This window comes from Frisingicoccus sp., from assembly GCF_048388605.1.
Taxonomy (GTDB): domain Bacteria; phylum Bacillota; class Clostridia; order Lachnospirales; family Lachnospiraceae; genus Frisingicoccus.
This window is the reverse complement of record NZ_DBGCTU010000029.1, coordinates 22,115-43,931: the sequence shown is the minus strand read 5'-3', so window position 1 is coordinate 43,931 and position 21,817 is coordinate 22,115. Positions and strand designations below refer to the sequence as shown.

Annotated in this window: 17 protein-coding genes; 15 read left to right on the top strand and 2 right to left on the bottom strand. The window is 40.3% G+C overall.

The window, feature by feature from the left end; translation table 11 throughout:
- The first annotated feature begins 5 nt into the window (after window positions 1-5).
- Window positions 6-1,496: a glycoside hydrolase family 32 protein gene (locus tag ACMN7X_RS06875; RefSeq protein ID WP_418746730.1), complete on the top strand. Its 1,491-nt coding sequence runs from the start codon at window positions 6-8 to the stop codon at window positions 1,494-1,496.
- Window positions 1,497-1,567: 71 nt separating this feature from the next.
- Here ACMN7X_RS06875 and ACMN7X_RS06870 read toward each other — a convergent pair whose 3' ends face one another.
- The gene (locus tag ACMN7X_RS06870; RefSeq protein WP_418746729.1) at window positions 1,568-2,164 is read right to left on the bottom strand and encodes a metallophosphoesterase family protein; all 597 of its coding nucleotides are present in this window, start codon (window positions 2,162-2,164) and stop codon (window positions 1,568-1,570) included.
- A 120-nt stretch (window positions 2,165-2,284) separates the two neighbouring features.
- Window positions 2,285-3,442 (bottom strand): ABC transporter ATP-binding protein, encoded by a 1,158-nt coding sequence (locus ACMN7X_RS06865; protein WP_418746728.1) that lies wholly within the window; start codon window positions 3,440-3,442, stop codon window positions 2,285-2,287.
- Window positions 3,443-3,948: 506 nt separating this feature from the next.
- Here ACMN7X_RS06865 and ACMN7X_RS06860 point away from each other — a divergent pair.
- From ACMN7X_RS06860 to ACMN7X_RS06795, 14 genes are all read left to right on the top strand, one after another.
- The gene (locus ACMN7X_RS06860; RefSeq protein ID WP_418746727.1) at window positions 3,949-5,352 is read left to right on the top strand and encodes a Wadjet anti-phage system protein JetA family protein; all 1,404 of its coding nucleotides are present in this window, start codon (window positions 3,949-3,951) and stop codon (window positions 5,350-5,352) included.
- Window positions 5,353-6,015 (top strand): DUF4194 domain-containing protein, encoded by a 663-nt coding sequence (locus ACMN7X_RS06855; protein WP_418746726.1) that lies wholly within the window; start codon window positions 5,353-5,355, stop codon window positions 6,013-6,015.
- A complete protein-coding gene (locus ACMN7X_RS06850; protein ID WP_418746725.1) occupies window positions 5,981-6,376 on the top strand; it encodes an ATP-binding protein in 396 nt (131 codons plus the stop codon). Before ACMN7X_RS06855 ends, ACMN7X_RS06850 begins: the two co-directional genes overlap by 35 nt.
- A 21-nt stretch (window positions 6,377-6,397) precedes the next feature.
- On the top strand, window positions 6,398-9,253 hold the full coding sequence (locus ACMN7X_RS06845) for an SbcC/MukB-like Walker B domain-containing protein (RefSeq protein ID WP_418746724.1): 2,856 nt from the start codon (window positions 6,398-6,400) through the stop codon (window positions 9,251-9,253).
- A complete protein-coding gene (locus tag ACMN7X_RS06840; protein WP_418746723.1) occupies window positions 9,243-10,475 on the top strand; it encodes a Wadjet anti-phage system protein JetD domain-containing protein in 1,233 nt (410 codons plus the stop codon). Before ACMN7X_RS06845 ends, ACMN7X_RS06840 begins: the two co-directional genes overlap by 11 nt.
- A 32-nt stretch (window positions 10,476-10,507) precedes the next feature.
- Entirely contained in the window at window positions 10,508-10,837 is a 330-nt protein-coding gene (locus ACMN7X_RS06835; protein WP_418746722.1) for a hypothetical protein, read from the top strand.
- Between the two features lie 39 nt (window positions 10,838-10,876).
- The gene (locus tag ACMN7X_RS06830) at window positions 10,877-11,260 is read left to right on the top strand and encodes a DUF6483 family protein (protein WP_418746721.1); all 384 of its coding nucleotides are present in this window, start codon (window positions 10,877-10,879) and stop codon (window positions 11,258-11,260) included.
- A gap of 188 nt (window positions 11,261-11,448) precedes the next feature.
- Window positions 11,449-12,510 (top strand): Fic family protein, encoded by a 1,062-nt coding sequence (locus ACMN7X_RS06825; RefSeq protein ID WP_418746720.1) that lies wholly within the window; start codon window positions 11,449-11,451, stop codon window positions 12,508-12,510.
- 3 nt (window positions 12,511-12,513) lie between these two features.
- Window positions 12,514-14,013 (top strand): N-6 DNA methylase, encoded by a 1,500-nt coding sequence (locus tag ACMN7X_RS06820; protein WP_418746719.1) that lies wholly within the window; start codon window positions 12,514-12,516, stop codon window positions 14,011-14,013.
- Between the two features lie 11 nt (window positions 14,014-14,024).
- Window positions 14,025-14,930, top strand: coding sequence for an AbiJ-NTD4 domain-containing protein (locus ACMN7X_RS06815; protein WP_418746718.1), 906 nt, complete (start codon window positions 14,025-14,027; stop codon window positions 14,928-14,930).
- A 51-nt stretch (window positions 14,931-14,981) separates the two neighbouring features.
- Window positions 14,982-16,127 (top strand): restriction endonuclease subunit S, encoded by a 1,146-nt coding sequence (locus tag ACMN7X_RS06810; RefSeq protein ID WP_418746717.1) that lies wholly within the window; start codon window positions 14,982-14,984, stop codon window positions 16,125-16,127.
- Between the two features lie 48 nt (window positions 16,128-16,175).
- The gene (gene xerA, locus ACMN7X_RS06805; protein ID WP_418746716.1) at window positions 16,176-17,144 is read left to right on the top strand and encodes a site-specific tyrosine recombinase/integron integrase; all 969 of its coding nucleotides are present in this window, start codon (window positions 16,176-16,178) and stop codon (window positions 17,142-17,144) included.
- Between the two features lie 30 nt (window positions 17,145-17,174).
- Window positions 17,175-18,269: a restriction endonuclease subunit S gene (locus tag ACMN7X_RS06800; RefSeq protein ID WP_418746715.1), complete on the top strand. Its 1,095-nt coding sequence runs from the start codon at window positions 17,175-17,177 to the stop codon at window positions 18,267-18,269.
- 17 nt (window positions 18,270-18,286) lie between these two features.
- The gene (locus ACMN7X_RS06795) at window positions 18,287-21,592 is read left to right on the top strand and encodes a DEAD/DEAH box helicase family protein (RefSeq protein ID WP_418746714.1); all 3,306 of its coding nucleotides are present in this window, start codon (window positions 18,287-18,289) and stop codon (window positions 21,590-21,592) included.
- The last annotated feature ends 225 nt before the right edge of the window (window positions 21,593-21,817 follow it).

Sequence of the window (21,817 nt, the reverse complement as noted above, 5' to 3'; positions counted from 1 at the left end):
AATCTATGAAGAGCGAAACCCTTCAAAAGGCCAGAGATTTTGAGGCCCAATACGGGCCGCATATTCCGGATGAGGAACGTCCGGCCTTTCATGCCACCCCGACAATAGGCTGGATGAACGATCCTAACGGCTTTTCCTTTTACAAGGGAGAATATCACCTGTTTTATCAGTATCATCCCTATTCCAATGAATGGGGACCGATGCATTGGGGCCATTTAAAATCCAAAGATTTCATCCGATGGGAACGACTTCCGGCGGCCTTGGCCCCGGATACGGATTATGACGGTTCCGGCTGTTTTTCCGGCAGCGCGATTGAACTCCCGGACGGGCGGCAGCTGATCATGTATACCGGAGTTCGCAGGGAACGCAATTCGGAAGGATTTATCCATGATGTACAGACTCAATGCCTGGCTGTCGGAGATGGCCTGGATTATGAGAAATATGAAGGCAATCCTGTTTTGGATGCAAAAAATCTCCCGAAGGGCGGAAGCGCGGTGGACTTCCGGGATCCAAAGGTCTGGCGCGGGGATGACGGGGCGTATTATGCTGTTATCGGGAACAGGGCTTCCGATAACAGCGGTACCATCCTGCTCTATCGGAGTGAAGACACACTGAATTGGGAGTTTGTTCGAATTCTGGATGCCAGCAGAAACCAGTATGGAAAAATGTGGGAATGTCCGGATTTCTTTTCGCTGGATGGAAATCAGGTGCTTCTTACCAGCCCTCAGGAGATGGTGACTGTCGGCCTGGAATTTCATGCAGGACATGAGTCAATCTGCCTGATCGGAGATTATGAGCCTCAGGGAAAAGGATTTATCCGAAAGCAAGTACAGGCGGTTGATTATGGACTGGATTTTTATGCTCCCCAGACACTTCTTACGCCTGACGGGCGCAGAATCATGATCGCCTGGATGCAGAACTGGAATACGATAGGCGCGAAGCCCGACTATTGCCGCTGGTTTGGCCAGATGTCTGTTCCGAGAGAGTTGTCGGTCCGGGACGGACGTCTTTTCCAGATGCCGGTCCGGGAGCTGGAAAAATATCGGGGACAGTTGGTGACCCATCGGAATATTCCGGTTAGCGGAGAAGTCAACCTTCCCGGAATATGTGGGCGTTTAGTGGATATGACGGTGACAATTCGGCCGGAGGGCCACGATTCTTACCGTTGGTTCCGCATTCATGTGGCTAAAGACGGAGAACATGATACGATCATTCGTTACCGGCCGGATCAGGGAACTCTGAAATTAGATCGAACCCGAAGCGGCCTGCCTTATGATATTGTTCATACCCGCAGCTTTCTGGTGCGGCCTCTGGCAAATGGGGAATTAAAGCTCCGGATCATTTTGGACCGGTTTAGCGTTGAAGTTTTTGTGAACGACGGAGAAGTGGCCGCGAGCGCAGTGATCTACACCAGAAAAGAGGCCGATGCGATCAGCTTTGAAGCCGGTGGCTCTGCCTTGATGGATGTGGAGAAGTACGAATTGCTGTTCGAATAAAATGATAAGAAAAGCAGGTATACTCTTTCGGAAAGTCTGAGATGCTTTCTGGAGGATATACCTGCTTTATTTTAATTTTTATATTCAAATTCGCAAGAATCGAATGCGTTGATGATTATCGTATTCCCATGAACGGTTTTCTGGGGAATGTTTACTCCGTAATTTTTGTGGATATGTCCATGGACAAAAAAACGCGGTGTGTATTTGTCCAGGAGTTTTCCGAAACATTCAAAGCCCCGGTGCGACAGGGAATCGAAGTCGTTGATATGGCGGGCGGGGGCGTGGGTCATCAGAATATCAAAGCCTTTGTAACGCCAGAGATTTAGCTGCAGGCGCCGGATCCGGCGGCACATCTGCTGCTCTGTAAACATATGATTTCCCTTTCTGTAACGGTAGGAGCCGCCCAGGCCCAGAATACGGATCCCCTTGTAGACATAGATCCGATCTTCGACACAAATGCAGCCGCCCGGGGGATCTTTATCCAGGGAATCATCGTGATTTCCATGAATGTATAGAACCGGACAGTGGGAGAGGGTCGCCAGAAATTCCAGATAATTTCGCGACAGATCTCCGCAGGCCAGGATGAGATCAAATCCATCCAGCTTGCCGGGGGAATAGTATTCATAATAATATCTTGATTCAATATCAGAAACGGCAAGTATTTTCATTTTGCCTTTTCCCTCCCGGGTTGTGATTTGTGTCAATAAACCAGGGAAATCCCATTCCGGAGGGGAACGGGATTTCCAAAGAACTCTGCACGGGCAGAGAAAAAATCAGAAATTTTGAATTTATTTAAAATTATATGATCTGCAGACAGGGGAGCAGGCCTCTGCGGATGCCTGATCATACCAAATCAGATTATTGCCGGTCTCCTGATCAAATAACTGAATCAATTCAGGCTTTGCTGTGAAGGAAACTGTGTCGCCCATCTTAAGATTATGGTCAACATCTGTAGTAGGTACGATCATAACGACTTCATTGCCGCCGCTGACTGCGTGAATGTTCAATTCAGTTCCAAGCATTTCTACAACGTTGATCTTAGCAGAAAGTTCTCCTTCTCCTATAGTAACATGGCTTGGACGGATGCCGCAAGTGATTTCGCAAGGTTTCTGTCCGTTCTGTTTCAAGGCCTTTTGCTGGAAATCACTGAGACGGAATTCAGCGCCGCGAATCTCTGCATAATAAACCCCGTCTTTCAGCAAAAGTTTACAGCCGTTGAAGAAATTCATCACCGGCATTCCGATAAAGCCGGCCACGAAGAGATTTACCGGTTTATGGAACACTTCATTAGGAGTGCCGATCTGATTGACAAATCCATCCTTCATAATAACGATTCTGTCTCCAAGGGTCATAGCCTCTGTCTGATCGTGGGTAACATAGATGAAGGTGGTGTTGATCCTCTGGCGGAGCTTAATGATTTCGGCACGCATTTGGTTACGCAGCTTGGCATCCAGGTTGGAAAGCGGTTCATCCATCAGGAATACCTTCGGATCACGCACCATGGCACGACCGATGGCTACACGCTGGCGCTGGCCGCCGGATAAAGCTTTCGGCTTTCTTTCCAGGTACTGGGTGATGTCCAGAATTTCAGCAACTTCCCGTACTTTGCGGTCGATTTCATCCTTAGGCGTTTTCCTCAATTTCAGGGCGAAAGCCATATTTTGGTAAACCGTCATATGAGGATACAGAGCATAACTCTGGAAAACCATGGCAATATCACGGTCCTTCGGTTCAACATTATTGACCAGTTTGTCATCGATGTACAATTCACCGTCAGAAATATCTTCCAGGCCGGCAATCATACGCAGAGTAGTGGATTTTCCGCATCCGGAAGGGCCAACCAGGACGATAAACTCTTTGTCATCGATTTTAAGGTTGACATCGTGGACTGCAGTTACTTTGTTGTCATAGACTTTTTTGATACCTTTTAATAAAACTTCGGACATAAATGTGGCTTTGACGGTCCAGACTCCTCTAAAGACCGACTCCCGGCCGCCCGCATGGGGCGCACCAGCTTACAGCAGGTCTCCACACTGCTGCACCGCAAGCCTTGCGGAAATATAATCCCTCCTTTTTTGTTGTACAGCAGTCATAGCGAGTGGAGTGAGCTGCTGTTCCAATTTGTTAATTGTGAATAAGCACCTTGCATTACGTGAAACGTTATTTATATAAATAATAATGAAAAAATCAAGTAATGTCAAGAGTATTTTAGACAAATTGCAAAAAAATATAAAAAAATTTAATTAAGTTCATGAAACGTTTTTTAGAAAATAAAAAAGAAAAACCATCCAATATAGTTACAGCAATTTGATGACGGAAAAAGCCTCTGATGAAATGAGGTTGAGCTCATTGCCGGTAGTATGCTATATTATATAATAGAGGAATTTAAAAACTGTTTTGAGATCAATGGGGAAGCGGACGCGATACCTCGCGGTTAAGGAAAAAGTTAAGAATGAAAAATTTGTTTGATGTAATACCGGTTGGTTTTTTCAATTATCTTGCAAGCAATAGTAATCACCGTATTTATGCGGATTGCCTGCAGGTGATTTATGATGAATATGATAGGGAAATTTCCTACAGGATCCCCAGAAGCAGAGTGCGGGACGCATTGGCGATTTATCTGCTGGAAAATCATGTTCAGTTGGAGGATGAAAAGCCTGCGGAAAACAGAAATTATAATGATATGGCCAGCGCGGTTATCCGCAAGTTATCGGATAAGGATGTCGGGTGGCTGGAAGAAGAAACGGATGATATGACTTATGAAAAACATATTGTCATGACAGAGGCGGGGATCCGGCTGGCCGAATTTTTGAGTGAATTAAAAAAACCGGAACAGGAGGAATTTTCCGGTTATATATATACAATTTATAATACGCTTCAAAATGAGGAAATGTGGAGGTCGAACCCCTATGTTGACGTTTTGCTCCAGGTCAATCGGAATGCCAGAATGTTGTCCAAAGCCTTAAAACGACTGTCCACATTTATACGCAAGATTATCGAACGCATGGTGAATGAGGGGACATTTGAGAGCCTGACGGAAAATATCATCGAATACTGCGAAGGAAGCTTTATTAAAGAATATACCAGGCTGACAAAGCAGCAGAATATTCATGTATATCGGGGAATCATTAAGAAAAAGCTGGAGCGTCTTCAGTCGGATCCGGAAATATTTGAGCTGCTCGTGATCGGCTGTGCGGTTGAAGATGAGATTTCCGAAGCAGAAGCGGAAGAAAAAGTCCTGACTTTGATTCAGGCCACAAAAAGATTTCTCACGGATGATTATGACCGTATCATGAAAGAAATAAAACATAAGATCAATACTTATCTGCATGTGGCTGTAGGGCGGATGCGTTTTATTTATAATCGGGGAACAGATATCCGGGGAGCTGTAGAGAATACGATTAAATACATCATCGAGGAGATGCAGGATGTCGGTATAAAAGACGATATGCCGCAGGATATGAACGGGTTGTTTTTGCTGGACAGGAATGAATTTATAGATATGGCGTCGCTTCGATATCCGAGAAAACAGCGGCAGATTAGGAAAGTGACGGTCAGCGAGATTGAAGAGATGACAGAGGAGCAGATCGAGGAAGCGAGGCTGGCCCAGAAGAAAGAAGCCTATAATCCGTATTCCAGAGAAAAAATGAGAGTTTATGTGGAACATCTGATGGGAGAGCAGGATTCGATTGGCAGCACAGATATTCCGATTCGGAGTAAAAATGATATTTTGGCAAGCTTGTCGGCCGTTGCCTATAGCGGAGAAAACGGGTACATTGTCGAACCGGAAGAAGGATACATAGAAACGGAGCAGATGCTTCTTCGTAATTTTACGATCAGAAAGGAAAAACAGTAAATGCAGGAATACTGGGATAGCTATACATCATCGGAAAAAGAACAGTTTCAGAAAACATGCCGACGGCTGCTGAAGCAAACTTTTATTGTCAGGGATAAAGATGAGGAAAATAAACGCGCCTATTTTTTTGTTTCCAAAAGGCCGGAGCCTTTTTCAAGGTATTTTGGGTATATTGGATTTGATGTTATTATTGACAGAGATAACGGGGTGATCATGCTGCGCAACTGCGTTGATGTGTCTGAAAATGGAAGAATACAGACAAATCATTTAATCTTGAAAAAAGCGGAAAGCCTTGTGCTGTGCGCACTTTGGACGTTATATGCGGATCACATCCGGGCAGGCAGTCTGGCCCGGGCAATTCTGGTATCCGTGGTGGATCTGAAATACGAACTGGAAAAATACGGACTGAAGACGCCCATCGACAAAACACTGATGACACAGATACTGGCATTATTTGAGCGCTTTAACCTGATTGATGTGCAGGGAAAGGTGGGAGAGCCGGAGTGCCTGATACGTTTATATCCGTCTCTTCAGTTTGCGCTGGACGGAGATGAATTTGCCGAATTTGCGAAGAGCGCAAATCAGAGAATGAAAGATAAAAAGGGACAGGATTACGAGGAGGAAGAAGATGGATCAGAAGAAGAGGATGAATTTGATGAATAGAAAGACAGCGACAAAGCTGTTGCTGCTCAATTGGTCCCGCTTTCAGAACATTACTGTGCGTTTGGAGGGTTCCACGCTGTTTACGGGGGTCAACGGAAGCGGCAAATCCACAATTTTGGATGCAATGACCTATCTTCTGACCGGTAATACCCAGTTTAATAAGGCGGCAAAAGACCGGGATCGGACAGTTGTGGCCTATGTGCGCGGAGATACGAAAAGTAATGGGAAGGACCGTTATCTGAGAAAAGACGGAGTAGTGAGTTATATTGCCATGGAATTCTGGTCGCCGGTTGAGGATATGTATCTTGTGGTTGGAGTATGTATTGAATCGGCCAGTGAATCGGATGTGTCATCTTCATAGTTTATTTGCAGAGATACCCGGATGGAGGAGATTAATTTTTCAAAAACGGAGGATAGAAAACTCTATGTAACGCCTCTGCGCCAGCTTGCAGTCAAGGGAAAGAAGCTGAAAGCATCGGATCTTATGGGAAAAGGCAAGGGGACAGAACAGATTCTGAGAGTGTTGGGGCTTCGCTGCGATACAAAAAAATATCGGGCAAAGCTGTTAAAAATGATGGCTTTTAATCCGGAAAACAATATTGACCAGTTTATTCAGGAGTGTGTTCTGGAACCCGGAAAAGTGGATTCCCTGAAAGAACTGAGAGAACAGAAAGATCATTTTGAAAAACTGAGGGAGTCCTATAAGGAACTTCAGGATGGAAAAGAAAAATTGGAGGAGATTGAGCAAAAAACCCAGGATTATGAGAAAAAAATGAGAATGTTGGGAATTCGTGAGCTGATGCTGCTTTATCAGGAGCTGAAAGGAAAGCAGGAGGAGAAAGAGCAGGAGACGTTTCGGCAGCAGAATTTAAAGCAGAATCTCCAGTTATTGGAACAGCAAAGGGCAGATATTGAAACACAGCTGGAATATGCCCGGGCTCGGCTGCAGGCGGCCGAGTCCAATGAATTATTTTCAGAAATGCAGTCCAGTATTCAGTCGATGGAAAATCGGCTTTTAGAGTTAAATCTTCAAATTTCCGGGTATGAAGCGGAGACGGGAAGGTTGAAGAAACTGCAGCGGACATTGACAGGCCCCCTGCAGTGGCTGCTTGAAGAGGGAATCGACTCTGATATAGACAGGGCATGTCTCGGACATCTGGCGGAAACGGGATATACGGAAGAAAAAAAGAGGATGCTGTTTCAAAGACTCTGCATTTTTTCAGAAGGCAAAAAAGAACTTTTACAGGAAGACAGAGTTCATATCCGGGATGAGGAGAGAAACCTGTCCGATGAGCAGGATGAACTGTCGAGACAGCTTACGCTGCTGGAATCCAATCAGTTGATCGAACCTAAAAGAATCACGGCCGCCAAAAAACTTATTGAAAATGAACTGGTAAAACGGGGCATCCATACGGAGGTTCGGACCTTTGCCGAACTGGTGCAGGATATTCAGAACGAAGAATGGCGAATGGCGGTGGAAACCTTTCTTGGAAATAAACGCCACAACATTATTATCGATGGAAAATATTGTCATCAGGCACTTGAAATCCTGCATGAGAACAGGATTCGGACGGCGACGCTCGTATTGACGGATAAGCTGCCGGAGGCGGATATTGTGCCGGGAAGCGCGGCGGAGCAGCTGGTCATTCCGAATGTCTATGCGCGGCGGTATGCCAATTATTTGTTGAACGGCATCCACCTTTGTCGTGATTTAAAAGAGCTTCATGATCATCCAAAAGGCGGTCTGATGTCGGATGGCACGCTGGCAAAAAGCTATGCGGTATCCCTGATGAATATGAAGGATACAAAAGTATGTTTGGGATCAAAGGCGGTCAAGCTGCAGAAAAACGAGGTACTGCGCAGGAAGAAGGAACTGGAAGAACTGCTTTCGGCCCTCGGGGAAAAGAAACAGGCCGTTCAGGAAAAACTGCGCTGGATGGAGGAGGTTATATGGAGAGCGGATGTCTATGAATTTTCCGCGCCCCATCGGCTTGCTGACCGGATGGAAGAGAAAAAGGAGACGGAGCAGGCGATTCATCAGATAAAAAGCAATCCGGATTTTGCCACGGTGCTGGAAGAGCAGCAGAGAGCGAAAAAATATTTTGACGAGATCATGGAACACAGCAGAAGGAATAGTTCAGAAGCCGGCGTATGCAGGGAGCGCATCTCAGAGGGTGAAAAACAATTGAAACAGCTTGCTGGTGAAATTTATCTTTTGCAGCAGCAGTACGATGCGGAATGTCTGAGACATCTGGAATTGAAACGGCCGATGCTGGAGGAGTATGCTAAGCTGCAAAAACGGCAGGGCGGTATCCGGGTGATCAAAGAAAAAACCATAATCAATTTGCGGGGAGAAGTTGAAGAAAGTAAGCGTAAAATGGAAAATGCCCAGTTGGAATACTGCAAAATAGCCCGGATGGATATGCTTCAATATGGGCCGAAGCATATTCCGTTTTATCGGGAACAGTATCGAAATATCGCAAATGTGAAAATTGAACGGGTAAGGGCACAGCTTGAGGAACAGTCAAAGAAACTGGAAAGTGCTTTTATGAATGATTTTGTTGCCGAGATCAATGAAACGGTGACGGAAGCAAAGCTGGAGATCGAGTCGATCAACCGGGAATTGAAGCGGATTCCTTTTGGAAATGATACCTATCGGTTTGTGATGAGAGAAAAGGCGGACCGCGCTGTTTTCTTCCGAATCTGCAGGCGGCTGAGGGATTATATGGATTCTCCGGAAGTGTATATGAATTCCATGCGGGATGATGAGGAGATGGAGCATGATATACAGGAATTTATGAGTGTCATTTTAGAGGAAGAGGATGAAAGCGAATACACGGATTATCGAAAATATTTTTCCTACGATATGGAAATTATGAGCAATCAGGGAAGCGAACAGGTTACGGCTGATCTGTCCAAGAAGCAGGGCTCGGCAAGCAACGGAGAAAAGCAGACGCCATATTTTATTATTCTGGCCGCAAGTCTGATGCAGTATTATCCGAGGGAAAGCTGCTGTGCAAGACTGGCTTTTATCGACGAGGCGTTTTCTGCTTTGTCCAGAGAAAGGATTGAGCAGATGGTCAAATATCTTGAGATAAACAGCTTTCAGGTGATCTACGCGGCGCCGCCTGAAAAAATCAGCAGTATCGGGCAGTTTATCGATTCTACGGCCAGCCTTGTTATCACCGGCCGTTATACAAATGTTGTGGAAGGGTTGATTAAGCAGAATGAAATTTAATGCGGATAAGACTCAGCGAGAGGTGCTCTCTGCATTGCTGGATAAATACGAGAGCAGCAAAACCTATAAAGGAGAGAATCGGGTGCAGCAGAGCTTTTCGATGACACCGGATGTGATCTTGAAAGAGTATGATTCGGATTTTGCCGATGTGGAAAAGGTTCATCTGTTTGAGGAAAAGCTGGATGAACTGGAAAAGGAAGGGTTTATCCGGCTGCAGAAAAAAGGAACAGTAATTCGGAAAATCCTGTTAAATCCGGAATATATATCGAATTGTTATGATATTCTGGGCAGAGAGGACAAAAATGAACGAATCCGGCGGCAGATTTTGTTTTACGAGGGTTATATGGGAAAATCCCCTGTTTTGACAAAATTCTGTGCGGAACAAATTCATCTGCTGAAACTGGGACGCAAACCGGAATATTCGCCGGAGGTCGCTGAAGAACTTCTGCCGCTGTGTCTTTTCATACTGCAAAACGATCAGGAGCTTTTGGAGAGAGAATTGTCCATTGTACGATTCGGCGACAGCAAAAGATTTGAAAAAACATTTCGAACCCGGGTATGCCGTATCCTGCAGAAATATGGTGATTATGCCGGACTTCTGGAGGGAATCGATGAAAAACGAGAAATGGAACAGATTATTCTCGGGGAACATAATATATGCAGCAATCCGTCGTATTTGTACATAAAAGGGAATGCGACACTGACATTCCGGAACTTGCCGCCGGTGGAAATATCATTGGATACACCGACAGCCTATTCCTCCGAAAGCCTGCAAAGGCTGGAACGTATTGAAATTCATTGTTCAAAGCTTATGACGGTAGAAAATCTGACCTCATTTAACAGAATGAAAGAGGGAGGCTATTTCTATCTGTTTTTAAGCGGATACCACAATACTGCCAAGCAGCGTCTTTTGATCCGCATCGCAGAACAGAACAAAGGAATGAGGTGGTTCCATTTCGGTGATTTTGACCCGGATGGATTTCTGATCATAGAGCATTTGAAAAAGAAAACAGGGATTGATTTCCGGCCGGTTCATATGGGACTTAATGAATTGGAAAAATACCGGAAATATGGCAGACCTATGAATGAAAATGACAGAAAAAAAGCGGAAACACTGATGGACAGAGGAATGTATATGGAAGAGATGCGATTCATGCTGGAACAGAATTGTAAGATTGAACAGGAAATTGTAAGTTTTTATGAGATGGAAAATAGAGGATAGAGAGTGAAATTTGAAGCAGACGAGGCGGTCATATGGATAAGAAAAGGCATTGGGCCATACGATTATTTTTAGTATTTTTTACAATTTCCGTATCTGTTGCCGTAATTCCCTGCGGAATGATCAATGTGCATGGCTTATTTGGTGAAATAGTCACATCCACAGCAGCAGAGGATAAAGAACAAGAAACAGTTCATATCAAATCCATAAACCATGGAAAAATTCAAACGGTAAAAGGCGTAAATATTTTTAATAGTTGGTTTGAAGTTTTGATGGCAGTTGTGTGTATCCGCTTTTGCATTAATTTAATTAAGCTTCCGCGAGGTGATACTATAGTTACATTAAAAGTTCGCATGGATAATTAAATTCTTTCTGCAAATAAAAAAGCGGAAAGGAGAATGATTGTGTTTGAGCAAGATTATGTCATGCGGCTCATTAAAGAAATGGTGCGGGCTATCTTAAAGCTGCTATTCAACATAGATACAGAGTCTCCGACAGTAGACTTGTTGGAAAACAGAGAAGAAAAAGAAGCACTGGAAAATCTGTTGGACATGGTTGACGCCGGGAAGATCAATGAGGCAGAAAATAAATTATTTGATTTAACCGATGATGTCACTGTGAATGATTTGAAAATCGCACTATTATTTTATTCCTATTTGAATGATAAAACAGATGATTTTTTAGAAACAAATGATTTCAGCAGAGATGAAATTAAATCAGGGCTGGAAAATGTGGCTGACAGATTTGGTTTAAACAGTATAGCTAAGATGTTTTTGGAAGACTTTTAGTCACATTGGGGGTATCGCTCAATCATGATTTTGCGATACTCTTTTTTAGTGCGTCAAAAAGAGTTCAATTTCGTCATTTTATCATAAATGACGAAATTGGGATTGAAAATGATGTAATTAAGATATATAATACAAATAAGTCAAAATGTTAAAAATGGCGTAGTTGAAAAATAAATGAGGAAATTGAAATGCGAGAATTCGATTATACAAAAAAATGGGAAAAATTATTGACGCCGGAGATTGTAAGATATCTTACAATGATTCATGAATATAAAGGGGAACAACGATTAATAGCGGAACGACATGCGGATGTATTGGATAGTTTGGTTGAAATAGCCAGGATTCAAAGTACAGAAAGTTCTAATAAGATTGAAGGTATTTATACTTCGGATGACCGTTTGAAAAAGATTGTTTTGGATAAGACCATGCCAAAGACAAGGAATGAGCGTGAAATTGCCGGGTATAGGGATGTGTTGAATACAATCCATGATAATTATGCACATATTCCTATTAAAGACACGTTTATCTTACAGCTTCATAGGGATTTGTATAAATTTGAAAATTCTTCAAATGGCGGAAAGTTTAAGACAGCAGATAATTTTATCGAAGAAGAGGATACAGATGGAAATAAGTTTGTCCGTTTTAAACCCATGGCTGCCTGGGAAACGCCGGACGCTATAATCCATCTGTGTGAGGCATATAATGAGGCGATTAATAAGGGAGATGCAGATCCTTTATTGATCATACCGATGTTTATTGTAGATTTTCTTTGTATTCATCCATTTAATGATGGAAATGGGAGAATGAGCCGGTTGCTGACATTGCTTCTCCTTTATCAGAATGATTATATAGTCGGAAAATATATCAGCTTAGAAAAATTAATAGAGAGAACGAAAGTTAATTATTACGATGTTTTACAAGATTCTTCACAAAAATGGATGGAAGGAGAAAATGATTATGCTTCATTTGTAAAGTATATGCTTGGCATTATTAGCGCTGCCTATAGAGAATTTTTTGGCAGAGTCCAAATTCTTGAAGAAAAGAAAGTATCTAAACCAGATAGAATCGAAGAGGTGATTAAGAACCATTTGGGAACAATCACCAAGAAAGAAATCGTCGAAAATACATCAGGAATCAGTCAGACTACGGTTCAGAGAACATTGTCTGATTTGGTTAAGAAAGAAAAAATTATCAAGATTGGAAATGGCCGCTACACTAAATATAAGTGGAACTGGGATAAGGAGAATTAAGGTATGATTACAGGAGAATTAAGAAACAGAATCGATAGTTTATGGGAAATTTTTTGGACAGGTGGACTTACGAATCCTTTGGACGTCATCGAGCAGATGACATATCTTATGTTTATTCATGACTTAGATGATTCTGATAATATCCACGCAAAGGAAAGCGCTATGCTTGGATTACCATATGAGAGTGTGTTTGCAAGGGAGGTTAAGATCGGAGAAAGAACGATTGATGGAACACAGTTAAAATGGTCAGTTTTCAGGGACTACCCGGCGGATCGAATGTATTCTGTTGTGCAGGAAATGGTATTTCCGTTTATTAAAAATCTTCATGCAAACAAGGATAGTGCATATTCAAAATATATGGATGACGCAATTTTTAAATTGCCTACCCCGTTGATGCTTTCAAAGGTGGTTGATGCAATGGATGATCTATATGCACAGATGGAAAAATTGAAGGAGACGGATGCAAGAGGCGATGTGTATGAGTATCTGCTTTCCAAGTTGAAAACTGCCGGTGTCAATGGGCAGTTTAGAACACCACGACATATTATTAAAATGATGGTGGAGCTAGTGGAGCCGAAAGCAGATGACATTATTTGCGATCCAAGCTGCGGTACAGCGGGGTTTCTTGTAGAATCAGGAGAATACTTAAGAGCAAATAAAAAGGAAGAAATTTTCTATGATAAAGCTAAGAAAGATCATTTTATGAATCATATGTTTCACGGCTTTGATATGGACAGAACAATGCTTCGGATCGGGGCTATGAACATGATGACTCACGGAGTGGAAAGCCCATTTATTGAGTATAGAGACAGTTTGTCAGATCAGAATCCAGACAAGGATAAATATACACTTATCCTGGCAAATCCACCGTTTAAGGGGAGTCTTGATGCGGATATCGTATCGGCAGATTTACTTAAAGTATGTAAGACAAAGAAGACAGAATTACTTTTCTTAGCGCTTTTTGTTCGCATGCTTAAGGTTGGTGGAAGATGTGCGTGTATCGTACCTGATGGTGTGTTGTTTGGATCATCAAAAGCTCATAAAGATATCAGAAAAGAGTTAATAGAGAATCAAAGATTAGAAGCAGTTATCTCAATGCCTTCCGGAGTGTTCAAACCATATGCAGGAGTTTCTACAGGAATCCTCATATTCACTAAAACAAATTATGGCGGAACTGACAATGTATGGTTCTATGATATGCAGGCGGATGGACGCAGTTTAGATGACAAGAGGACTGCAGTTGCCGAGAATGATATTCCTGATATTATTGAGAGATTTAAACATAGAGACGCAGAGGCAGACAGAAAACGTACCAATAAGTCATTTATGGTTCCTAAACAGGAAATTGTAGATAATGATTATGACTTATCTATCAATAAGTATAAGGAGATAGAGTATGTGGCGGTAGAGTATCCGCCAACATCTGAGATTATGGCAAATATCCGTGAACTTGAGATAGAGATAGGCAAGGAGATGGATGAGCTGGAGAAATTATTAAAGTAGAGGGTGTTAAGATGGCAAAAGTATCTAAGAGAGGCGGATTTTCTGATCGAAATGGATTAAAATCTTTAAATACAGAAATACAGTTAAGAGAAATTGATCAAAGAACAAGAATTCAGCTACAAAATATGATAAGCAAATTTTATAAATATGTATATGAGGATGATTTATATTATGGAGGAGAAGATATTCAAGAGTTTTTGAGGTTTGTCCTTGATAGCATTTATTCTGAACCTATTGATACTAGGAAAATGTATGGCGACGATCAAATTATTAAGATGATAAAAATGACGATTCTTAATGATGATTATGATGATGTTTTGACAGTGATAGAGGCTCTAATACAATTTTGGGATCAGTATTTAAGAAACACAAAAGGATACCGCTATTATGATGAATATAATAAGGAATATGTTTCTAAATCAATTTATGAAATAGCGAATGAGTATTTTTTAAGAGAATATTTGGGATATAGATTTGTGGATGGAATTATAGTTCCAATCAGTGATACATATGAAGTAAATTCAGTTAAAGAAGCACTGAATACTAAACACAAACCAGTTTATGAGCATTTATCAAAAGCAAATAAGCTGATTTCAGATAGGAATAATCCAGATTATGAGAACTCGATAAAAGAGAGTATTAGTGCGGTAGAAGCAATGTGTGAAATAATAACTGGAATAAAAGGCAAGGAAGCAACACTTGGTAAGATGTTAAAGAAAATAGAAGATGATGGAATTCAAATACATTCAGGCCTTAAATCAGCGTTTAATGTTTTGTATGGTTATACTTCTGATGCTAATGGCATTAGACACGCTGGAGATATTGGCGGTAGAACATCAACTTTTGAGGAAGCAAAATTTATGCTTGTTTCGTGTAGTGCGTTTATTAATTATTTAATTGCATTATCTGCAAATTAATGTGAAAGGACAATTTGAATTTATAAATTCGGATTTGTGGGGATGAGATAGATGGAGTATTTAATGTTAAAAGAAGTTTGCAATATTAATATGGGACAATCACCGGATTCATCGAGTTATAATGAGAATGGAGAGGGGATACCTTTTTTTCAAGGCAATGCTGATTTTGGAGATAGATATCCTGTTACGAGAGTCTGGTGTGATAAACCTACAAAAGTTGCACATTCAGAAGATATATTAATTTCGGTTCGTGCACCGATAGGTGCATTGAATTATGCAAAAGAGGATTGTTGTATTGGACGTGGGTTAGCAGCAATAACACCTGACAAAGACAAGGTATCCTTAGAATTTATATATTGGTTACTAAAGGGAAAGAATGATGAGCTAAATAGTAAGGGGACGGGGAGTACATTTAAAGCCATAAGTAAAAAGGTGCTTGAAGAGACGTTAGTTCCTAATATTGATTTTGGTAAACAGAATGAGTATGCTCAAATTTTAGAGAAAACATATTCGGTTATTCAAATGAGGAAGCAAGAGTTAAAAGAGTTAGATAATCTCATCAAAGCCCGATTTGTCGAACTCTTTGGTGACCCCAAATTAAATGAAAGAGGTTGGAAATCTGGCATTATTTCTGATTACTACGAGGTTAAAGGAGGAAAGCGTATTCCAAAAGGAATGGGCTACACCGATAGCGTAACTGAGCATCCATATTTAAGAGCAACTGATATGAAAAATGGAACTATTCTTGATGATGACATACATTACATTGACGAAAGTGTATATAGACATATTAAACGGTATACGGTTAAAAGTGGGGATATTTATTTAACAAATGTTGGTGTGAATCTAGGGATGGCTGGTGTTATTCCAGATAAATATAATGGGGCTAACCTGACAGAAAATGCAGTTAAACTCATTCCTAAAGGAGAAACACCAATAGATGGCGTATTTCTGGCTCATTATATTAATTCTCCAGGAATACAAGAATATATTAATGAACGAAAAATGTCTGTAGGTGTACCTAAGTTGGCCATCTTTAGAATTGAAACCATGCCTCTTCTATTACCACCAATAGAACTTCAGCAAGCGTTTATTGATATTTGCAGGCAAGTCGACAAATCAAAGGTTGCGGTGCAGAAAGCATTAGATGAGGCACAATTATTGTTTGACAGTTTAATGCAACAATATTTTGGATAAAATAGGCGATTGCCGGAGAAGGATGTTGGTAGGAAAGGGAATACCGACATGGAAGAAAAATTAGTATGCATTTTAAACGAAATGGCAGAGTATTTATCAATTGCCCAAATGAAAAAATTGCAAGAGGTTTTACTAAAGAATCTCTCCGATCAAGCAGAAACTTCAAGAGAAATATCGAATAGTGATTATTTGAAGTTATTCTTAGATGCAAAGCAAATTGAAGGTTGTTCCAGTAGGACAATACAATATTATAGGACGACCATTGAGAAATTGATTGTGTCAATAGACGTTCCTATAAGAAAAATAACAACAGAGGATATAAGAGATTATTTAGCGGGGTACCAGAAAATTAATAATTGTAGCAGGGTGACAGTGGATAATGTTCGCAGGAATATTTCCAGTTTCTTTTCTTGGCTTGAGGAAGAGGATTATATTTTAAAAAGTCCTATGAGGCGTATTCATAAAATAAAAACAAAACAGCAAGTTAAAGAAATTATTTCAGATGAAGCGATAGAAAAGTTGAGGGATAGTTGTGAATGTTCACGTGATCTTGCAATAATTGATTTGCTTTATTCAACTGGGATTAGAGTAGGAGAGTTGGTAAATCTTAATATTTCAGATATAAACTTTGAAGATAGAGAATGCGTTGTATTTGGTAAGGGAGATAAAGAAAGAAAAGTTTATTTCGATGCCAAAGCGAAATTGCATTTGAAAAACTATATAGATAGCAGAATAGATGAAAATGATGCGCTGTTTGTTACTTTGGATTCTCCACATAATAGGTTAAAAATTAGTGGAGTAGAAATAAGACTTAGAGAATTGGGGCGAAAACAAAATTTAACTAGGATTCATCCACATAAGTTCAGGAGAACCATGGCTACACGGGCCATTGATAAAGGAATGCCGATAGAGCAAGTTCAGAAAATATTGGGACATTCCCAAATTGATACAACAATGCAGTATGCGATAGTAAATCAGAATAATGTCAAGACATCTCATCAGAAATATATCAGCTAATGCAAAATTCGGATTTGTAGGGGATGAGAGATGGCAAAATGTAAATTAGACGAATTATGTGAGTTTATAACTGATGGAACGCATCAGACACCTGAATACTGTGCGGAAGGTGGCATAATATTTCTTTCGTCTAAAGATGTTACAGAAAGAAAAATAAATTGGGACGATGTCAAGTATATTCCCAATAGTTTACATGAGAAATTATATAAGCGATTGAGCCCAAGAATAAATGATATTTTACTTGCAAAGAATGGAACAACTGGTGTTGCAGCTATTGTTGATAAAGATGAAGTGTTTGATGTCTATGTTAGTTTGGCTGTTTTAAGACCATTAGATACAATTTATCCAAAATATCTTTTATATGCAATAAATAGTCCAGTTGCAAAGAGGCAGTTTAATGCTGGATTGAAAGGCGTTGGCGTGCCGAATTTACATTTAGGAGTAATTCGAGAGACGGTTGTTAATGTTGCTCCACGAAAAGAACAAGAGAAGATATGTGAGATATTGGATAAAGTTGCAATTTTGATAGATGAAAGAAAAACAGAACTCGAATTGTTAGATGATCTCATCAAAGCCCGATTTGTCGAGATATTAAAGGTATCAGAATTAAGTGATGAGATTACAATAGAGGCAATAACCGAGAGAGTAAAGGTTGGTTTTGTTGGTACTTGTGAAAAGTATTATACAGATGATTCTGGAATTCCTATGCTAAGAACAGGAAATATTACAGAAAAGGGAATTAACATTAAAGATTTGAAGTATGTAACCCCTGAATTCCATGAGAAGAACAAAAAATCACAAATACATTCAGGAGACTTGCTAATTGCGCGGCATGGTTCCAATGGTCAAGCAAATGTATATAGCGGGCCGGATGCGCAATGCCTTAATGCAGTTGTGATTGTTCCAAATCGAGCAAAAGCAAGATCAGTGTTTTTAGCTGGCTTGATTAATTCACCGATGGTAAAAAAACAAATAGATAAAACTCTTGTGGGTTCCACTCAACATGTAGTGAATACTAAAAGCATAGCAAATTTGGTTGTTAGAATTCCTGATTTGGATGTACAGCAACAATATGAGGAATTTGTCAACCAAGTCGACAAATCAAAGTTTGTGGGAATAAAATAAGTAAGGAGGATCTGTCTATGACTAATTTTGACTATTTGAAACAAGAACCGAAATTCAGTAGTTTTGCCGATGTTGCCATTGTGGCAGAGAAGGTTCTTAAAATTGATATAGAATCCAGTGTAATTAATTGTCGGCGTGCAATGGAATTTGCCATTAAGTGGATGTACTCTGTAGATAAGTCTCTGGAAAGGCCATATCAGGACAGCCTTATTAGTTTGATGAGTACAGAAGATTTTCATGATCTCGTTGATGATGCATTATGGAAACGGCTTGATTTGATTCGTAAGATTGGAAACAGAGCAGCGCATAATGGCAGAAAAATTACAGAGGATGAGGCTATTCTTTGTTTAAAGAATTTGTTTATTTTCATGGATTATGTATCTTATTGCTATTCAGATTTCTATGAGGAGAGACAGTATAATGTAAATCTGCTGACAGAGACACATGAAGAAGCAGAAGTTTCAAAAATTTCCGATACGGATGTTAATTTGAAGGCTTTGATTGCTGAAAATAAGGCACTTAAAGAAGAACTTACGGCAAAACGTGCAGAGCAGCAGCAGACTTACGTTCCAAAGCCTTTGGATCTTTCAGAGTATAAGACCCGTAAAATTTATATTGATGCGATGTTATTAGATGCCGGATGGACGGAAGGCAAAGACTGGATGAACGAGGTTGAACTTCCGGGAATGCCTAATAAGAGAGAAGTCGGTTTTGCAGATTATGTTTTATATGACGATAGCTATAGACCATTGGCTGTAATTGAAGCGAAGAGAACATGTGTGGATGTTGTCAAAGGCAGACAGCAGGCCAAGTTATATGCCGATTTGTTAGAAGCTCAGTATAAGAGAAGACCGGTTGTATTTTTGACAAATGGCTTTGAGACAAGAATTATAGATAATCAATATCCGGAAAGAAAGGTTGCCGTTATTTATTCTAAGAGGGATTTGGAGAAATTGTTTAACCTTCAGACAATGAAGACAAGCCTTACCCATATTTCAGTGGATAAAAATATTGCCGGCCGATATTATCAGGAAGCTGCAGTGAAAGCGGTTTGCGACAGCTTTGATAAGAAGAACCGCAGGAAGGCACTTCTTGTAATGGCTACAGGTTCCGGCAAGACAAGAACTGTTATCGCATTATGTAAAGTACTTTTAGATGCGGGATGGGTTAAAAATATATTATTCCTCGCGGATCGTAATTCGTTGGTTACACAGGCAAAAAGAAATTTCGTAAATCTTTTGCCTGATTTGTCATGTTCAAATTTAGTTGGAGAAAAGGATAATTATACGGCTCACTGTATCTTTTCGACATATCAGACGATGATGAATTGCATTGACTCCGTAAAAGATGAAAAAGGAAAATTATTTACTTGCGGTCATTTTGATCTTGTTATCTGTGATGAGGCACATAGATCCATTTACAACAAGTATAAGGATATATTCAATTATTTTGATGCGCCGTTGGTTGGACTTACAGCGACTCCTAAGGATGAGATTGATAAGAATACATATGGAATCTTTGATTTAGAAAATGGTGTTCCTACTTATGGATATGAGTTGGCGCAGGCAGTAAAAGATGGATATTTGGTTGATTTTATTACAGTAGAGACAAGGCTTAAGTTTATCGAAGAGGGTATTGCTTATGACGAGTTGTCTGAGGAAGATAAGGCTGCGTATGAGGAAACTTTTGAATTCGAAGATGGTGAATTGCCGGAAAGAATAAATTCATCAGCCTTGAATACGTGGATATTCAATAAAGATACCATTAAGCAGGTTTTGAATGTGCTTATGAAAGACGGACTTCGGATTGATTACGGTCAGAAGATCGGAAAGACCATTATCTTTGCAAAGAATCATGATCATGCGGAAAAAATCCTCGAAGTATTTAACAAGCAGTATCCGGAGTTGAGTAAGAATGAACAGCCTTTTGCAAAGGTGATCGATAATTATATGACTTACGCGCAGAGTGCAATTGATGAATTTTCGGATTCAAAGAAAATGCCGCAGATTGCGATTTCTGTAGATATGCTGGATACCGGTATCGATGTACCGGAAGTATTAAATCTTGTTTTTTTTAAGAAAGTAATGAGCAAGGCCAAGTTTTGGCAGATGATTGGCCGTGGAACCAGATTGTGTCCGGGACTCATAAACGGAGAAGATAAGGATAAGTTTTATATTTTTGACTTTTGTGGTAATTTTGAATTTTTCCGTATGAATCAGGGAAGGCCTACGGCAAATATGATTGCATTGCAAGGTGCTGTTTTCTCCCTGGAATTCGAGATTGTATATAAGCTGCAGAGTTTAGAATATCAGGTGAAGCGTTTAATAGCGTATAGAAAAAAGCTGATTGAAATGATGACCGGTAAAGTGCAGGAACTGAACCGGGAAAACTTTGCGGTGCGGCAGCATCTTAAATATGTTGATACATATTCAGTATTTGAGAATTATAATTCCATTACGTTTGAGGATACATTGATTGTAAGGGAAGAACTGGCACCGCTTATTCAACCGGATGGAGATGAGGCCAGTGCTGTTCGATTTGATGCGTTGATATATGGAATGGAGTTGGCATACCTTGCAGGAAAAGGTTATGGCCGTCATAAAAGTGATTTGTTCAAAAAAGTGGAAGGTATCGCAAGCGTTGCAAATATTCCGGAGATTCAGATGCAGGCAGAACTTATCAATAAGATTCTGCATACAGATTATGTGGAGAATGCCGGAATTGATGAGTTTGAGCATATTAGAGTGAATCTGCGGGGATTAATGAAATACCTCCCTAACGGAATTATCAAATATGATACGGATTTTACGGATGAAATACTTTCTACGGAATGGAATGAATCTGAATTAGAAAATGATGAGTTGAAGAATTATAAAGCAAAAGCAGAATTCTATGTGCGTCAGCATCAGGATCATATTGCAATTGCAAAGCTCAAGACAAATCGGCCTTTGACAGAAACAGATATTGAGAGTTTGGAACAAATTCTTTGGAAAGAAGTCGGAACCAAGGATGATTATGAAAAAGAATATGGTCATAAACCTTTAGGTGAATTTGTTCGGGAAATCGTCGGACTTGATATGAACGCGGCAAAAGAGGCATTCTCACAGTTTTTAAATGATACTAATCTTGATAGCAGACAAATTTATTTTGTAAATCAGATTGTAGAGTATATTGTGCATAACGGAATGATGAAAGATTTGTCTGTGCTTCAGGAGACACCATTTACAGATAAGGGAAGCGTAGTAGAGATATTTACAGATTTGACTGTGTGGATGGGCATAAGGAAGGTTATCGATCAGATAAACGCAAATGCTGTAGCGTAAAAGGATTTATTATGATTATATACTTGAGGCTCTTACTATTATGATTGCAGAGTCAAATCAGAGGGAAAAATTCAAAAGGTGTCGAAAAGCCCGAAATATCAATGTTTGAAGGCATATGGAGAGATATAAAATATGATACAAGTATTATTTATTTGCTACGGCAAGAGGCGCAGATCGGACGGAACTTATTTGGTTTAAGTAAGAAATTAGATGAAGTGTATGATG

Coding starts and splice junctions, on each gene's coding strand:
- ACMN7X_RS06875 (WP_418746730.1), top strand. CDS start 6: ATGAAGAGCGAAACCCTTCAAAAGGCCAGAGATTTTGAGGCCCAATAC.
- ACMN7X_RS06870 (WP_418746729.1), bottom strand. CDS start 2,164: ATGAAAATACTTGCCGTTTCTGATATTGAATCAAGATATTATTATGAA.
- ACMN7X_RS06865 (WP_418746728.1), bottom strand. CDS start 3,442: ATGTCCGAAGTTTTATTAAAAGGTATCAAAAAAGTCTATGACAACAAA.
- ACMN7X_RS06860 (WP_418746727.1), top strand. CDS start 3,949: ATGAAAAATTTGTTTGATGTAATACCGGTTGGTTTTTTCAATTATCTT.
- ACMN7X_RS06855 (WP_418746726.1), top strand. CDS start 5,353: ATGCAGGAATACTGGGATAGCTATACATCATCGGAAAAAGAACAGTTT.
- ACMN7X_RS06850 (WP_418746725.1), top strand. CDS start 5,981: ATGGATCAGAAGAAGAGGATGAATTTGATGAATAGAAAGACAGCGACA.
- ACMN7X_RS06845 (WP_418746724.1), top strand. CDS start 6,398: ATGGAGGAGATTAATTTTTCAAAAACGGAGGATAGAAAACTCTATGTA.
- ACMN7X_RS06840 (WP_418746723.1), top strand. CDS start 9,243: ATGAAATTTAATGCGGATAAGACTCAGCGAGAGGTGCTCTCTGCATTG.
- ACMN7X_RS06835 (WP_418746722.1), top strand. CDS start 10,508: ATGGATAAGAAAAGGCATTGGGCCATACGATTATTTTTAGTATTTTTT.
- ACMN7X_RS06825 (WP_418746720.1), top strand. CDS start 11,449: ATGCGAGAATTCGATTATACAAAAAAATGGGAAAAATTATTGACGCCG.
- ACMN7X_RS06820 (WP_418746719.1), top strand. CDS start 12,514: ATGATTACAGGAGAATTAAGAAACAGAATCGATAGTTTATGGGAAATT.
- ACMN7X_RS06815 (WP_418746718.1), top strand. CDS start 14,025: ATGGCAAAAGTATCTAAGAGAGGCGGATTTTCTGATCGAAATGGATTA.
- ACMN7X_RS06810 (WP_418746717.1), top strand. CDS start 14,982: ATGGAGTATTTAATGTTAAAAGAAGTTTGCAATATTAATATGGGACAA.
- xerA (WP_418746716.1), top strand. CDS start 16,176: ATGGAAGAAAAATTAGTATGCATTTTAAACGAAATGGCAGAGTATTTA.
- ACMN7X_RS06800 (WP_418746715.1), top strand. CDS start 17,175: ATGGCAAAATGTAAATTAGACGAATTATGTGAGTTTATAACTGATGGA.
- ACMN7X_RS06795 (WP_418746714.1), top strand. CDS start 18,287: ATGACTAATTTTGACTATTTGAAACAAGAACCGAAATTCAGTAGTTTT.